Raw genomic sequence first — 14,439 nt, forward strand, 5'->3', positions numbered from 1 at the left:
TATTGACATTGCAAAAGTAAAATGGTCGTATGACAGCCTTATGTCAGGGGTCAAAATGTATTAGTAAAATTTATCAAAATATTCTTGTAAGGTCATTTTATGTTGTTCAAATTTTTCTGTTAGCACTTGTAATTTTGTAATTCTGTCCAAACGGAAATACCTAAATTCTTTGCGTAAACGACACCAAGCAATTAGTAACCAATTTTCTGTTGTACTGATTAAAGCAAATGGCTCAACTGTCCTGCTTGTAGTTTCGTCCTGTTCGTTTTTATAGTCAATTTTAATTAGTTGAAAGTTTGTAAGTGCTTGTTGTAATTGAGAAATATTGTCGCTGTTTCTTTCTCTGTTTATGTTTTGTTCAAATCGAGTTCTGTCGGCAAGCAAATTGGCTTTGTCTTTTTCTGATTGTCGTAATACTGCTTTAATTTTGTCAATAGCTTCGGTGTAATCTTTAATAAATGAAGTGTCTTTGTTCTTTAATACCAATTGTTCTGCAAGTATTAAAGCGTTGGCTTGACTTTCAGAAAACATCACTGGTGGAATTTTGTAGCCCTCCATTAACGTGTAACCCTTTCCGTCCTCAGTTAAAATTGGAACTCCTGCTTGTTCTAATGCTCTTATGTCACGGTAAATTGTCCTAATACTTACATTGAATTTGTCGGCAAGACTTGTCGCAGTTAAAAGCCGTTTTGTTTGCAGTTGTGTTAAAATTGCAGTCAGTCGTGAAAGTCGTTTTGTATCGTTGTCGCTCATTTTTTTGTCTGACTGTCAATGTTTACAGAGTCTCGTGGCATTACGCCAAACGTGTGTTACCACCAGTTATTCTTCTTTCGTCCTTGTCAGCCACGGTGTTATTGTTAATGAAATTAGTCCTGCGGAAATAGCTGTCACAATTACGTTACCGTATTGTTTAAAGTCAAGTCCGCTTAAAAGTCTTATCGAAATAATTGTCAAAGTTAGACTTGCTAAAATTGTCCAATATTTCAATTTTATGTTTTCCTTTTCAGTCTTGTTTGTCGGCAGTTTATAAATAGCAAAAGCAATTACAAGTCCACCGAGAATAGTCGAAGAATGTTGCAATATCTTTAAGATTGGAATTTGTCCACCTAAAAAGTCAACCGAGTTTTGCAATGCTGGAATTGTCTGAACGAAATAGCCGTGGTCGTGAGTAAAACTGTCCCAAAAAATGTGAGAAGCAGCACCGATTAGAATTGAAATAGTCACTACGAACCAGTTTCTTTTGAAGTATTCGTTCCAGTCAAACTGTCTAAATGCCGAAAATCTTGATTTTAAAATTGTCGGCAAGTTGTCGAATAAACTGTCTCGAACAATGTTGTGAAAAATGAAAGCAAGCAACAGTCCTAATGGTAAGTCGAACCAAAAAAGTCCGTCAATTGTGTGGCTGTAATTGCTCTTAATTCTCATTCTTAAAAAGTATTCAAAGTCTGGAGTCAAACTGCCGATTACAAGTCCACTCAACGAAAACCATTGTCGAGGCAAAAATGTCAACGGTAAAACTATGGCTGGGTGTGAAAATGTAAATGGCATTTCTTTTTATCTGTTAGTTATTTGTTTCGCTGTCGTCTTTTATAATTGGTGGTAACGTCCCGCCGGCTTTAAGAAGTTGGGGATTTTTGTTCCCAAACCATTCCGTTAAGACTTAAGTCAAATATATAAAAAAGCCTTTAAATTTTGCCTAAAACCCCAATTTCTTAAAACCGCTGTTAGCTGTAGTTTTTTATTTGCAGTCTTCAAAATCAAATGCTTTTTTCTGAGCGAGATAAATATTTCGTAAAGCTAAATCAAACAAAACTTCTGCTATATTTGGTGGTATATCTGCACCGATTTCATTTTTTACCTGTTCAATAGATTCACTAAGCATTTCATTTCTCAAACCATTTTTCAATTGTTGCATTGAACTATTGAAAGCTTCTTCAAAAACTCTTTCAGAATCTTTATAATAAAAATTAGATTCTGTTTTTTCCATCTCGAGGTAACCTTCAACAATATTTCCACGATTAATTAATTCTTCGAAAAGTTTTCCAAATTTTATATAAACTTCTTCAGGATTGACTTCTATACTTGCAGATATATAACCTGAATATGGAGATTTTTTATAAGGATTAACACCTTTATAGAGAAATCTGCCAAAGCAAGTTCCAAGAGTGATAAACAATTTGTTGCAAGTGTTGATATTTATTTCTCGAAATAAGTCAGCGAGCTCTTCCCATCCAACTAATTCTCCGCTTGATAGAATCAATCCTCCTAAATTTTCATCGCCATGCATTTCAAGATGAATTAAAATTCCACCTTCAAGTTCTTTTGATTTTGGAATATATGATGTGATGATTTCAATGAATTCTTGCTTTGATGTTGCTTTATAAAAAATATGTGTAAAATCTCGTTCATACAAATCAATTTGTCTTCTAATGACATCATTATAAAGCGCTTCACCAGTAAAGTTTGCGCCATCACGATTTGTGAGACTTTCAATTACGATTATATGTTTAATGTTTCCCGTCATTTAAAATTACAGCTAACGTTTTGTGGCTTTGCGAAGAGCAAGACTTCGTGAGCACAGGGTTTATATTTATTTTATTTTTGTTAGCGGAAAATAAACGTCTTGCTTATTTATTTTCTTGCTTTTTGCAAAACCGCTGTTGTGTGTTCGTTGTTATCTGTAAATTTCTGTATGTATTTTTTCAATTACTTCGTATTCTTCTTTACTCTTTTCAAAGTATGTTTCGCTATCTTCGTTCAACATTCCCCATTCATCAAGTTCAGTAATTTTCCATAGGTAATTATCTGTTGTATCATTTACATAAGATTTGCAGATAACATAACCATTTTCTTTTTCCTTTGTTGGTGCTAATAGGTTACAATCATCGCTTGAAGTACCTTCAACTACCAAAGTTTTATTTTTAACTTTTTCTAATATATCTTGTATCATTTGTAAGTCCATATTAAATATTTAAATATGTTGTTTTATTGTCTTTTAGGAAATCATTAATTTGTTTAACAATCTCAACTAAAGATTTGGTGTCGTACTTGTATTTAGAGCTTTTATGATGTTCTGTAAAACTGCTTATTTCAGTAGATATTTTACGTATAAGAGATTTTAAATTACTTTCTAATTCATTACTATTTTCAACTTTACTATTCTTGCAGATTTTAGCACAATCCTTTAAACTCTCTTGTATTTCTGTTAGAATAAATGCACATCCCTTTTCAATTTTATTTACCTCGTTCAAAGTGTCAATCTTTTCGCAATGCCTTATTACTTTCTCAAATTGCCAGTTGAACAAGTTTCTAATTACTTGTTTTTGGTAATCTTCTAAATTCGTTTTTATCTGCTTTGAAACCGATTGAATTTTAAACTGTTGGTATATTGTAAAAAAGAAACCAAATATTGTTACAGCACTTCCAATAATTGAAATATAATTAAGAGTAGATTTGTTATCTCCTTCAAGAGTGCTTAAAGCAAAATAAGTACCTACACCAAGTAATGCGAAAGTGGCTATTAGAATTATCCAATCTTTTTTCTCCATCTATTAACTTTTTATTTTCACGTCTTTTTCAACGGTTAGTTCCTCTACAATGACACACAACACACAAATATACGCAACTCAGCGATGATTACAAGGAAAAACAAAGAAAGCTAGGTTATTCTAGCTAAAATCTTTAAAATCAATGCTTTTAAAAGACATGTCAAATGCGTATTTTATGTATCTTTATATAGTTTTATTGCGAAAAATAATATTTAAATATTTAAAATGCGCAGTTATGGATGTATCACAATATCAATTTTCATTCGGCACGCATCAAGGTCGAAACATCATTTGGATTCAGTTTAAATATCAGCTTATACCATTTAAACTTTGAATTTTCTTTTTAAAAATAGTACATCTACAAAAGCAACAAATATTAGTATTGGTTCTCGATGCGCTTCGCACTCGAACGAACGATGATTTCAATTATATACTCAACCGTCTGTTCGAGTTGTTTTTAAAATGAAAAAAAAACGTATCGAGAACTTTACTTTTTAATCCAGTATATTTTAAGTTTAAATGGTATTAATTATTTATTATGTCTAAAAAAAGCATCCTGATGATTTAAGAGAAAACAAAATCCTTAATCAAGCCAAACGAGAGGTAGAAGGCTTTAGCGAATTTATTTACCGTTTTGAGCGTAGCATTTCTATACTCGGTAGAAGTCAAAGTACTTTTAGCAATTATGCTCGGCACGTAGCCGTGCTTTATTTTGGAAAAAATCCAATAGAGTTGAAAACTACCCACCATTAGCTACCACCGACCTCAAGAGGTAAATCCAAAAGGGGTAACGTTTAGTTACAAGGATTTGTAGATAATCTAGGAAAAAACATAGAGTTTGTGTTTATAAAGGTGTGAAAAAGGGAAGTGGGTGTTTAAAAAGCAGTAACTTAATGTTTAACTTGTTGCTTCAACGGGAAGAAAAGTTATCTTATCAAGGACTATGAGATTTCGTTTATTGATTTTGTTTCAGTTTCTTTTTGATTCAATGAAAGATTGCGAACTTTTAGAACACCCTTTTTGTTATTCTATTGTTTTAACTCCTTTAATAAAAATCCATTTCATAAAAATTTTTTCTCCATCACGTGTTGTAATTGCTTGAAATTTAGGTGCTAATATGGTGCTAATAACAAAAGCAGTCATAGGAATCCACCAGCCATTTAAATGGGTATATTGATTAACCAAGTAACGTGCTGAAAAAAAGAAAAGAGCGAAGGATAAAAAATTATAAATAAAGGTTTTTGTTTTTTTGTTCATTATATGTTTTTTAGAATTTTTGTACGTAAAAAGTGATTAAGTTTTTATTTAGATTTTAGTGTAGGTGTAATCTTTTTTGAATAAAATTGCATCCTTCTTTATTATTAAAACCAATATTAAGAAAACTAATAATGTAAAGGGGTGTATTGTTCCTATAACTAAGGGTTGAGTTAAATAAAGAAAAAAATAATTCTATTAATGCAAAATAAAACAGTGTTTGTATACTACTTAATAAACATTCTAGAATTATATTTTTCAATATTTATATTTTTAAAATAATAACGGCTGAATTAATGATAAGGTAATTTTAACTATTGGTGTTTAAAAATTTTCCTTTTTTACTACCTTCATACATTTCAAATTTAGCTAAACGGGTTTCTAGCTTTCCATTGAATAGTTTGATCTTTCTTGAAGGTTTTAATCCTACGAATTTCAACGCGTCCATATTACCCGTTATGAACCAAGCATGGGTGTTTGGATATCCTTGTTTTAGGGTATCGCCTATTTCGCGATAAAAACGTTCTAAATGAATGTCAAGACGCTCTCCATAGGGTGGATTAAAAACCATGTGTAATGGGCCTTCCAATGTTTTTTTAGTTTCAAAAAAGTTTTGTTCGCGAATAATGATGTATTCATCTAGATTGGCTTGTGTAATATTGGTTCGGGCTTTCATTACAGCACTTGGGGCTTTATCGTAACCGATAATTTTATAATGAAATTCTTTTGTTTTGTTTAACAATGAATCCATTATTTTATCAAATAAATCATTATCCCAATCATTCCATTTTTCAAAAGCAAATTCCTTGCGATTGATATTGGCAGGAATGTTGCAAGCAATCATGGCAGCCTCGGCTAAAATAGTGCCTGAACCACACATGGGGTCCATAAAATGACCACTACCATCCCATCCTGACAATAATAATATTCCAGCTGCTAATACTTCATTTATAGGCGCAATATTGGTTGCTGTTTTATATCCTCTATGGTGTAAAGAATCTCCTGAAGAATCTAAGGAAACAGAACAGTTTTCTTTATCAATATGTACATTGATACGTATATCTGGACGTTCTTTATCAATACTCGGACGATGGCCTAATTTTTCTTTGAATTGATCTACAATGGCATCTTTGCATTTTAATGCCACAAATTGCGAATGATTAAAATATTCTGAATTTACCGTTGTGTCAATTACAAAAGTTTGATTGGCTCCAAAATATTGAGCCCAATCTATTTGTTGAATCCCTTTATATAAACTAGATTCGTTATAAACTCTAAATTGATGAATGGGTTTTAGTATTTTTAAGGCTGTACGCAATGCTAAATTAGCTTTGTACATAAATCCTTTATCGCCTAGAAAACTCACCATACGAGTTCCTATTTCTACTTTTTGAGCACCTAAAACTTGCAGTTCTTTTGCCAACACTTCTTCCAAACCAAAAAGTGTCTTAGCAACCATTTTAAAATTATTATCCATAAATTATTTTAAATTCCAATAGTCAAAATTTTAATTTCCCAATTTCAAATCCTAAATATTTTCAAACATCAAATTTTAAATCTGAAATTGGAATGCAAAAATACTTTAAATTTGTATGCAAATAAGTATAAATGTCAGAATTATCAAATCATAAAGCACAGACCCCAGAAGCCAAATCAGAAAATTGGTTTGAAACTTGGTTTAATTCCCCTTATTATCATATTCTTTATAAAGAACGAAATGATCAAGAAGCACAGTTATTCATGGATAACTTGACGCATTATTTGAACTTACCTGAAGAAGCTAAAATTCTAGATTTAGCGTGTGGAAAAGGACGACATTCTATTTATCTGAATCAATTAGGATATGATGTTACAGGAGTAGATTTAGCAGAAAACAGCATTGCAGAAGCAGCTCAGTTTAGTAATGAAAAGTTACAATTTAAGGTACATGATATGCGCGAACGTACAGAAGAAAAATACGATGCGGTATTTAATCTTTTTACTAGTTTTGGTTATTTTGAGAATGAAAGTGATAATTTAAAAACCTTAATAGCTATCAAGGAAAGCCTAACGGAATATGGTTTTGCAGTTATTGATTTTTTAAATGTTAATTATGTGATCAATAATTTAGTGCCTGAAGAGATTAAAACAGTTGATGGAATTGATTTTTATATTAAAAGGGATCTAAGAGAAGGACATATTTTTAAACAAATTAATTTTGAATATAAAGGGAAAAAATACCATTTTACAGAAAAAGTTCGTGCCTTGACATTACAAGATTTTGAAACTATGATGGAAGAAGCAGGAATCTACCTTTTAGAAATTTTTGGAGATTATAAACTGCGTAAGTTTTATAAAAACGAATCGGAACGATTAATAATGATTTTTAAATAAAAGTTGATGGATTCATTTGAATATTGGTTTATTTCAAAATCCGCTTTTCAAATGAATTTATCAGAAATAAACATAAATGATATATTTAATTCCTTTTTTATCTGTTGTATTAGGTTATATAGTAGCTATTTTTTTACAACCTAAAAACAAGAAGAATCTAAAATTATTATTAGCTTTTAGTGGCTCTTTTTTATTAGCGTTGACTGTTTCTCATTTGCTTCCTCAAATTTTTACAAGTGTAAATAAGGCGATAGGGGAGCATTTGCATAACAACATAGGAATGTTTATTATGGCTGGAATTTTATTTCAGATTATCTTAGAATATTTTTCACAAGGAGCAGAGCACGGTCATGTACACGGACACAATGATTTAGCACATATTCCTTGGGCTTTATTTGTAAGTCTGTGTTTGCATGCTCTACTAGAAGGAATGCCAATCAGTCAACACCCTCATGTGGCATGGGGAATATCAATACATCACTTTCCTATTGCAATTATTTTGACAATTTTTTTAATTCAATCCCATCTAAATAAAATTCAAATAGCTATATTTATGTTAAGCTTTGCTTTAATGACTCCTGTGGGAACCTACATTTCAGCTAGTACGGATTTTCTGATTCCTTTTCATAAAGAAATTACAGCATTTGTTATAGGTATTTTATTTCATATTTCTTCTACTATTATTTTTGAAAGTAGTGAAGGACATAAATTTAATCTAGCTAAATTAATTGCTATTATATTGGGAATTGTTTTAGCTTATTTTATGTAAAATGTAAATAAAAGATGCTTTCACTTTAAATGTATAAAAATGACCTTCATAAAAACCACAGAACAATCATCAAAATACCAAGATTTAGAAAAAATGTCGGTTCATGACTTATTGATTAATATTAACAATGAGGATAAAACCGTTCCTTTAGCAATAGAAAAAGCATTGCCACAAATAGAAGCATTAGTTCATCAAATTGTAGAAAAGATGAAAATAGGCGGAAGATTGTTTTATATAGGAGCTGGAACTTCTGGAAGATTAGGAATTGTAGATGCTTCAGAATGCCCTCCTACGTTTGGAGTTCCGTTTGATAGAGTCATAGGAATAATAGCAGGAGGAGACACCGCTATCCGAAAAGCAGTAGAATTTGCAGAAGATGATCGAGAACAAGCATGGAATGATTTAGAAGCATGGGATATCAATAAAGATGATGTCGTTATAGGTATAGCCGCTTCGGGAACTACACCTTATGTTTTAGGAGGGTTAGAAAAATGCAATGATAAAGGAATTATAACAGGCGGAATTACCTGCAACGCTGGAAGTCCCTTAGCATTAACCTCTACATTTCCCATAGAAGTAGTTGTAGGACCAGAATTTGTAACAGGAAGTAGTCGTATGAAAGCAGGGACAGCTCAAAAGTTAGTTTTAAATATGATTTCAACCTCTACTATGATTCAATTAGGACATATAAAAGGGAATAAAATGGTTGATATGCAATTAAGTAACATAAAACTAATTGATCGCGGGGTGCGAATGATAATGAATGAAATTCCTGTGAGTTATCAAGAAGCTGAAAGACTTTTAAAAGAACATGGAAGTGTTAGAAAAGCAATTGTAAATTATCTTTAAAATATAAACAACATTAATCAATATGTCAACTAATAAAGATGTTTTATTAAAAGGAATAAAAACGTTAGCAATGGCTCTGCCCCTTATGTTTATAGGACCGTCTGTTATTTTTAGCGCATTCAAAAATCAAGGGCATCCATTTTATATTCCTGTTCTAGGTCTAGGAGTTATTTTATGTTTCTTTTCAATATATCTTATATTCAAAGGAATTCAAACTATCATGAAAAGTTTGTTTGATGGAAAGCACTAATCTTTATTTAGAAAGTGTAAAAAAACAGATGTTTTATTACAAAACTATTGCTGAGAAGGCTATAGATCAGTTGAATTCAGAACAATTATTTGTAATGTCTAACGAAGACACCAATTCAATTGCTGTAATACTACAACATATAGCGGGTAATATGTTATCTCGTTGGACCGATTTTCTTACTTCTGATGGAGAGAAAGAATGGCGCGATCGAGACGCTGAATTTGAAAATAAAATAACGACTAAGGAAGAACTTTTGGGGTTATGGGAAAAGGGATGGAAATGTTTTTTTGATGCAATTAATGACTTAAAACCTCAAAATTTAAGTCAAATTATATACATTCGAAATGAAGAACAAACCGTTATAGATGCTATTAATCGTCAGTTAGCACATTATCCATACCATATCGGACAAATTGTTTTTTATGCTAAAATGCTAAAAAAACAAACCTGGAACAGCTTATCTATTCCTAAAAATCAGTCAAAAGAATATAATAGTATCAAATTTTCAAAAGAAAATAATTTATAAAATCCTTAAACAACTATTAAAATGTTTAAAAATTTATTTTTCCTTCTAACACTTGTTTTTGTTTCTTGTTATAATGTAGAACGTAATTGCAATGATTTTAAAACAGGTACTTTTAAATTTAATGAAGAAATAGAAGGGGTTAAACACACTTCTACTTTTGTACGTAATGATTCTTTACAAATAGAAACATTTGGAGGAAAAATAGATACAGCTAAAGTACGATGGGTTAATGATTGCGAATACATACTGCAAAAAATAAACCCTAAAAATTTAGAAGAAAAAAAAGCAATTCAGATAAAGATACTGAGTACCAATCAAAAAGGTTATTATTTTGAATATTGTTTTGTAGGAGAATCAAAAAAACAAAAAGGTTTTGTAACAAAAATAAAATAGTCGCGTATAATGATTGTAAATTCAAAAAAACAAAATGGAAATCTTATTTAACCCAGATGCTTGGATAGCATTATTAACTTTAACATTTTTAGAAATTATTTTAGGAATTGATAACATTGTTTTTTTATCAATCGTTTCCGGAAAATTAAAAGAGGAAGAGCAACCCAAAGCGCGTCGAATAGGGTTGTTATTAGCCATGGCTTTTCGTATTGTATTACTATTTGGTATTACATGGGTTTTAAGCTTACAAGAGGTTTTATTTCACATTGATTGGGGATGGCTTCAAGCAGGAATAACAGGGCAAAGTCTTATCATATTTGGAGGAGGTTTGTTTTTATTATACAAATCAGTATCTGAAATACATCACAAATTAGAAGGCGAAGAAGAAGGTGAAAAAGGAAGTGCAAGTAGTAGTTTGTCAGCAGCTGTTTTTCAAATTGCAGCACTAAATTTAGTTTTTTCTTTTGATAGTATTTTAACCGCTGTTGGATTGGTAAGTATGAAACCTGCTCCTGAGGGTTTTGGATATGAAGGAGCTTTAGTGATTATGATTCTTTCAATTGTTATTTCAATTGTTATTATGATGATATTTGCGGGACCAGTGAGTAAATTTGTAAATAATCACCCAACGATTCAAATTTTAGGGTTATCATTCTTAATACTAATAGGAGTAATGTTATTAGCAGAAGGAGGACATCTTGCTCATATTGCTTTCTTTGGAGGTACAGAAGTACATAGTATTCCTAAAGGATATTTATATTTCTCAATCTTCTTCTCTCTATTTGTAGAATTCTTAAACTTAAGAATGAAAAAATCTAAAAACCCTGTTAAATTGCATAACAACAAAATAGCAGATGCTAAATTAGAAGATCAAGATTTTACTAATTAACGAATAGTTTTAAAAGAGAAAAAAACTATTTAAGCTTTTGATACAAAGGGTGTCCTAAAAAGTAGTAACTTAAAATCTAGTTTGTCACTTCGACGAAATAGGAAGCACATTTTCAATATTACATGTGTTTCACTTGTTTAATTCGTTCGAACTTTTCTTTTCAAACAGAGGATAAAGGTTACAACCTTTTAGGACATTCTTATTCTATATAAAAAAATAGAGGTTGTACTACTATAAAACTAAATTGTATATTAGGAATTTATGACAGATAAAAAAACTTCGATTTTAAAAAAGTACGTTATTTCTTGCCTTCAATGAAGTACAACGGTGGCTGCGATAAAAAAAATAGGCGTATTTTTCTATCCTTATTCTTTTCATTATCATCACAAAGTCTAACGCGTAATCTGGGTTTTATTTTAAAAACATTGTTACATCTATCCGTATATTGTTATTTCAGTTCTATTTAGAGAAGTGTGTTTGTTTTCTGAATGAATGTTCTTTGGGGTAAAGCAAGATTAATAAGAACTAAGAGCAAGGATGAAAAAGCCCTAATGATTGTATAGTAGTCATTAGGGCTTTTTATAAAAAATGTATGCGAAACAAAATGAAACTTTAAAAATAAAAAGAAAGTTGTATTTTAAAGTTTATCTACTATAGGTTTTTCATTTCTATTAGCTAAATTCCATATAATGGCAAAGGCAAGTTTGGCACGTTTTGCTAATGCATCATATTCAATTTTATCAGGGTCATCCGTTGGCTTGTGATAGTCCTCGTGAGTACCATTGAATAAAAAAACAGATGGGATGTTGTGTTTTGCAAAGTTATAATGATCGGAACGATAATAGAAACGATTTGGATCATTCTTGTCATTGTATTTGTAATCTAATTTTAGATTTACAAAATCAGAATTGGCATTTTCAACAATTGTATATAAATCAGATGATAAATAATCGGATCCTATTATATAAACATAATTGTTAGAATCCTTATGTAAATTATCTCTACGACCTATCATATCAATATTAACATTGGCAATTGTATTTTTTAGAGGGAAAAGAGGATTTTCGGAATAAAAACGAGACCCGTGTAATCCATGTTCTTCACCTGTTACATGCAAAAATAATATAGAACGTTTAGGACCATGTCCTTCATTTTTTGCTTTTTGAAAAGCTTCTGCAATTTCTAGTAAAGATACGGTGCCAGAGCCATCATCATCCGCCCCGTTATAGATTTCACCGTTTTTCATTCCTACGTGATCATAATGAGCAGAAACAACTACTATTTCTTTAGGTTTTTCGGTTCCTTTTATAAACGTCCAAATATTTTCAGAATCCCCCAAACGAGGGCTAAATGCTTTTTGAAAATAAGAAGAAGGGATAGGTTGGTAGTAAGATGTAGCTTCATCTGGAAAGCGAATATTGTTTTTTATATATTCTGAAATGATATATTTTCCTGCTTTTTTTTGTCCTTCTTCTCCCGTATTTCTTCCTTGCATTTCGTCAGAAGCAATTGTATAGAGGTGGTCTTTAAGTTCTTTTTCTGTTATGGTATTGAGATAGGTTGTAACTAAATTTTTATTATTATGGTCTGATTTAGTCGTTTTTTTCTGACTAGAACAGCTTAGTGATAGGGTGGAAAGAAATCCTAATAAGATCGTCTTTTTATTCATGATTTAACATTTGATAGACGAATATAGGTAAATGTTGGTTTACAAGCAAGAATTATATCTTTTAAATAGTGCAAGTAAAATCGTTGAGAAAATAGAATAGGTGTCCAAAAAGTAATCAAATTTGTTTTATGAATCTCTAGTTTTCTTGTTTTGATTGAAAAGGATCTAAGAATTAAGTACAATGTTTCTTTTGTTCTTAGAGAACTCAATTAACTATTTATTTTTTACTTTTTGGACACTTTATATATTGGGTATGGTTATTCTAAATGATTAGATTTGCCATAAAGTCTCCATTTTTCTATACATAAAACCATATCTTCTGGTAATTCAGTATTAAAACGCATGTATTCTTTTGTAACAGGATGTTCAAACCCCAGTGTTTTTGCATGAAGAGCTTGGCGAGGCAAAATTTTAAAACAATTTTCTACAAATTGTTTGTATTTAGAGAAAGTAGTTCCTTTTAGAATGAAATGACCGCCATAGCGTTCGTCATTGAATAAGGTATGTCCTATATGTTTCATGTGAACACGTATTTGGTGTGTACGTCCTGTTTCTAATTTACAGGATACAACGGTAACGTAGCTTAACCGTTCTATGACTTTATAGTGTGTTACAGCGTGTTTTCCTATAGATGAATCAGTATATACGGCCATTTGCATACGATCAGTGGAGTGACGGGCTATATTGCCTTTTATGGTTCCATAATCTTCTTCTACATTTCCCCAAACAATAGCTATATATTCTCTTTCTGTAGTTTTTTCTTCAAACTGTTTGGCTAAATGAGCCATAGCTTGTTCGGTTTTTGCAACAACTAAGAGTCCAGAAGTGTCTTTGTCAATTCTATGTACTAGTCCTGGTCGGTTACTTGAATTCATAGGTAGGTTTTCAAAATGAAAAGCCAATGCGTTAGCTAAAGTACCGGTATAGTTTCCGTGACCAGGATGAACAACTAATCCTACAGGTTTGTTAATGACTATAAGAGCATCATCTTCATATATAATGTCTAAAGGAATGTTCTCAGGAATAATCTTATTCTCAAAAGGAGGGTGTGATAGTACAACCTTTATTTCATCAAATGGTTTTATTTTATAACTGGATTTTACAGCTATGTCATTTGCTAATATAAATCCTTTTTCAGCAGCTTGCTGTATTTTGTTACGTGTAGTGTTTTCTATACTAGTCATTAAGTATTTGTCTACACGCATTGAGCTTTGCCCTTTTGGAATATCAAATTTATAGTGTTCATATAAATCGTTTTCCCATTCCTCTTCCTTTTCTATAAATGTAATAGCCATTTTTATTCTGTAACAGTAGAGTCTATAGATTCATTTTCAGGATCAGTATTTTCTTCTTCAAAACCTATTTTGCCATCGCCTAAAACAAGATTAATACGAGTCGTTTTTAAAACCTGTTGTCCAGGTCTTATAGGTTTACCATTGATATTCATTTCTAATACCATGTCTTTAGCAAGGTTAGGAATATAGGTTGTATCCCCTACAGACAATCCTAACGCGTTAAGAGTAGGAACGGCTTGACGATACGTTTTTTGGATTAGGTCAGGAAGTCTTACCTTAGCGTATTCTTCTGCGTTAATTTTAACATAAATTACGCGGTTATGTTTTACTTTACTTCCAGGTTTAGGGTCTTGCTGAACAATAGAAAGTTTTGGGAATGCAGGGTTATAGTCTGTAGTATCTAATAATTCATAATCTAAATCTAGTTCGTCCAGTCTTTCTTCTGCTTCTTCTAACGTTAATTTGTTTAGGTTAGGAACTGTAATCTCCTCTCCATGATTAGTCGTAAAACGAATCCATTGCATAAAAATAAATAAAGAAGCAGATACTATTAAAAATGCGAAAAATAGTTGCTTAAAAAAAGTAAAACTAAGTATAAAACGTTTCCAGTTCATATAAAAATGC

The 14,439-nt window shown here is 31.2% G+C and carries 17 protein-coding genes; 7 read left to right on the forward strand and 10 right to left on the reverse strand.

Going from position 1 to position 14,439, the window contains the following annotated elements:
- Positions 1-60 precede the first annotated feature (60 nt).
- From HUE53_RS10775 to HUE53_RS10805, 7 genes are all read right to left on the reverse strand, one after another.
- Complete coding sequence (locus HUE53_RS10775) at positions 61-753, reverse strand: helix-turn-helix transcriptional regulator (protein ID WP_014165499.1); 693 nt, start codon at positions 751-753, stop codon at positions 61-63.
- 66 nt (positions 754-819) lie between these two features.
- Complete coding sequence (locus tag HUE53_RS10780; protein WP_041253216.1) at positions 820-1,548, reverse strand: DUF4184 family protein; 729 nt, start codon at positions 1,546-1,548, stop codon at positions 820-822.
- A gap of 190 nt (positions 1,549-1,738) precedes the next feature.
- Positions 1,739-2,524, reverse strand: a complete 786-nt coding sequence (locus HUE53_RS10785) for a hypothetical protein (RefSeq protein ID WP_088419992.1) — start codon at positions 2,522-2,524, stop codon at positions 1,739-1,741.
- Positions 2,525-2,674: 150 nt separating this feature from the next.
- A complete protein-coding gene (locus HUE53_RS10790) occupies positions 2,675-2,962 on the reverse strand; it encodes a hypothetical protein (protein ID WP_192188485.1) in 288 nt (95 codons plus the stop codon).
- A gap of 1 nt (position 2,963) precedes the next feature.
- Positions 2,964-3,548: a hypothetical protein gene (locus HUE53_RS10795; RefSeq protein ID WP_192188486.1), complete on the reverse strand. Its 585-nt coding sequence runs from the start codon at positions 3,546-3,548 to the stop codon at positions 2,964-2,966.
- Between the two features lie 1,023 nt (positions 3,549-4,571).
- Complete coding sequence (locus tag HUE53_RS10800; protein WP_060381906.1) at positions 4,572-4,805, reverse strand: hypothetical protein; 234 nt, start codon at positions 4,803-4,805, stop codon at positions 4,572-4,574.
- Positions 4,806-5,112: 307 nt separating this feature from the next.
- Positions 5,113-6,279, reverse strand: coding sequence for a THUMP domain-containing class I SAM-dependent RNA methyltransferase (locus HUE53_RS10805; protein ID WP_014165488.1), 1,167 nt, complete (start codon positions 6,277-6,279; stop codon positions 5,113-5,115).
- 131 nt (positions 6,280-6,410) lie between these two features.
- On the opposite strand from HUE53_RS10805, the gene HUE53_RS10810 reads away from it, so the two are divergent.
- The 7 genes from HUE53_RS10810 (at position 6,411) to HUE53_RS10840 (ending at position 10,851) form a co-directional block, all read left to right on the forward strand.
- Complete coding sequence (locus HUE53_RS10810) at positions 6,411-7,175, forward strand: class I SAM-dependent methyltransferase (protein ID WP_192188487.1); 765 nt, start codon at positions 6,411-6,413, stop codon at positions 7,173-7,175.
- A 76-nt stretch (positions 7,176-7,251) separates the two neighbouring features.
- Positions 7,252-7,944 carry a ZIP family metal transporter gene (locus HUE53_RS10815; RefSeq protein ID WP_107317726.1) on the forward strand — a complete coding sequence of 231 codons (693 nt, stop codon included), beginning with the start codon at positions 7,252-7,254 and terminating at the stop codon, positions 7,942-7,944.
- Between the two features lie 39 nt (positions 7,945-7,983).
- Positions 7,984-8,793 carry an N-acetylmuramic acid 6-phosphate etherase gene (gene murQ / locus HUE53_RS10820; RefSeq protein ID WP_063744036.1) on the forward strand — a complete coding sequence of 270 codons (810 nt, stop codon included), beginning with the start codon at positions 7,984-7,986 and terminating at the stop codon, positions 8,791-8,793.
- Positions 8,794-8,815: 22 nt separating this feature from the next.
- A complete protein-coding gene (locus HUE53_RS10825; RefSeq protein ID WP_014165484.1) occupies positions 8,816-9,043 on the forward strand; it encodes a DUF6095 family protein in 228 nt (75 codons plus the stop codon).
- Positions 9,030-9,569, forward strand: a complete 540-nt coding sequence (locus HUE53_RS10830) for a DUF1572 family protein (RefSeq protein WP_014165483.1) — start codon at positions 9,030-9,032, stop codon at positions 9,567-9,569. The genes HUE53_RS10825 and HUE53_RS10830 overlap by 14 nt, the downstream gene beginning before the upstream one ends.
- Positions 9,570-9,590: 21 nt before the next feature.
- On the forward strand, positions 9,591-9,962 hold the full coding sequence (locus HUE53_RS10835; RefSeq protein ID WP_014165482.1) for a hypothetical protein: 372 nt from the start codon (positions 9,591-9,593) through the stop codon (positions 9,960-9,962).
- 34 nt (positions 9,963-9,996) lie between these two features.
- Positions 9,997-10,851 carry a TerC family protein gene (locus HUE53_RS10840; RefSeq protein WP_014165481.1) on the forward strand — a complete coding sequence of 285 codons (855 nt, stop codon included), beginning with the start codon at positions 9,997-9,999 and terminating at the stop codon, positions 10,849-10,851.
- Positions 10,852-11,488: 637 nt separating this feature from the next.
- Here HUE53_RS10840 and HUE53_RS10845 read toward each other — a convergent pair.
- The 3 genes from HUE53_RS10845 to HUE53_RS10855 all read right to left on the reverse strand — a co-directional run bounded on the left by HUE53_RS10845 (position 11,489) and on the right by HUE53_RS10855 (position 14,429).
- Entirely contained in the window at positions 11,489-12,520 is a 1,032-nt protein-coding gene (locus HUE53_RS10845) for a M28 family metallopeptidase (protein ID WP_065213442.1), read from the reverse strand.
- Between the two features lie 257 nt (positions 12,521-12,777).
- Positions 12,778-13,815 carry an RluA family pseudouridine synthase gene (locus tag HUE53_RS10850; RefSeq protein WP_014165479.1) on the reverse strand — a complete coding sequence of 346 codons (1,038 nt, stop codon included), beginning with the start codon at positions 13,813-13,815 and terminating at the stop codon, positions 12,778-12,780.
- A gap of 2 nt (positions 13,816-13,817) precedes the next feature.
- Complete coding sequence (locus tag HUE53_RS10855; RefSeq protein WP_014165478.1) at positions 13,818-14,429, reverse strand: PASTA domain-containing protein; 612 nt, start codon at positions 14,427-14,429, stop codon at positions 13,818-13,820.
- Between the last annotated feature and the right edge of the window lie 10 nt (positions 14,430-14,439).

The organism is Flavobacterium columnare (assembly GCF_014844295.1).
Taxonomy (GTDB): Bacteria; Bacteroidota; Bacteroidia; order Flavobacteriales; family Flavobacteriaceae; genus Flavobacterium; species Flavobacterium columnare.

What these genes read in the sequence shown, in the direction of transcription:
- HUE53_RS10845 (WP_065213442.1), bottom strand. Translation starts at nt 12,520, where the DNA reads ATGAATAAAAAGACGATCTTATTAGGATTTCTTTCCACCCTATCACTA.
- HUE53_RS10830 (WP_014165483.1), top strand. Translation starts at nt 9,030, where the DNA reads ATGGAAAGCACTAATCTTTATTTAGAAAGTGTAAAAAAACAGATGTTT.
- HUE53_RS10810 (WP_192188487.1), top strand. Translation starts at nt 6,411, where the DNA reads ATGTCAGAATTATCAAATCATAAAGCACAGACCCCAGAAGCCAAATCA.
- murQ (WP_063744036.1), top strand. Translation starts at nt 7,984, where the DNA reads ATGACCTTCATAAAAACCACAGAACAATCATCAAAATACCAAGATTTA.
- HUE53_RS10855 (WP_014165478.1), bottom strand. Translation starts at nt 14,429, where the DNA reads ATGAACTGGAAACGTTTTATACTTAGTTTTACTTTTTTTAAGCAACTA.
- HUE53_RS10825 (WP_014165484.1), top strand. Translation starts at nt 8,816, where the DNA reads ATGTCAACTAATAAAGATGTTTTATTAAAAGGAATAAAAACGTTAGCA.
- HUE53_RS10780 (WP_041253216.1), bottom strand. Translation starts at nt 1,548, where the DNA reads ATGCCATTTACATTTTCACACCCAGCCATAGTTTTACCGTTGACATTT.
- HUE53_RS10840 (WP_014165481.1), top strand. Translation starts at nt 9,997, where the DNA reads ATGGAAATCTTATTTAACCCAGATGCTTGGATAGCATTATTAACTTTA.
- HUE53_RS10790 (WP_192188485.1), bottom strand. Translation starts at nt 2,962, where the DNA reads ATGGACTTACAAATGATACAAGATATATTAGAAAAAGTTAAAAATAAA.
- HUE53_RS10775 (WP_014165499.1), bottom strand. Translation starts at nt 753, where the DNA reads ATGAGCGACAACGATACAAAACGACTTTCACGACTGACTGCAATTTTA.
- HUE53_RS10815 (WP_107317726.1), top strand. Translation starts at nt 7,252, where the DNA reads ATGATATATTTAATTCCTTTTTTATCTGTTGTATTAGGTTATATAGTA.
- HUE53_RS10805 (WP_014165488.1), bottom strand. Translation starts at nt 6,279, where the DNA reads ATGGATAATAATTTTAAAATGGTTGCTAAGACACTTTTTGGTTTGGAA.
- HUE53_RS10800 (WP_060381906.1), bottom strand. Translation starts at nt 4,805, where the DNA reads ATGAACAAAAAAACAAAAACCTTTATTTATAATTTTTTATCCTTCGCT.
- HUE53_RS10795 (WP_192188486.1), bottom strand. Translation starts at nt 3,548, where the DNA reads ATGGAGAAAAAAGATTGGATAATTCTAATAGCCACTTTCGCATTACTT.
- HUE53_RS10785 (WP_088419992.1), bottom strand. Translation starts at nt 2,524, where the DNA reads ATGACGGGAAACATTAAACATATAATCGTAATTGAAAGTCTCACAAAT.
- HUE53_RS10850 (WP_014165479.1), bottom strand. Translation starts at nt 13,815, where the DNA reads ATGGCTATTACATTTATAGAAAAGGAAGAGGAATGGGAAAACGATTTA.
- HUE53_RS10835 (WP_014165482.1), top strand. Translation starts at nt 9,591, where the DNA reads ATGTTTAAAAATTTATTTTTCCTTCTAACACTTGTTTTTGTTTCTTGT.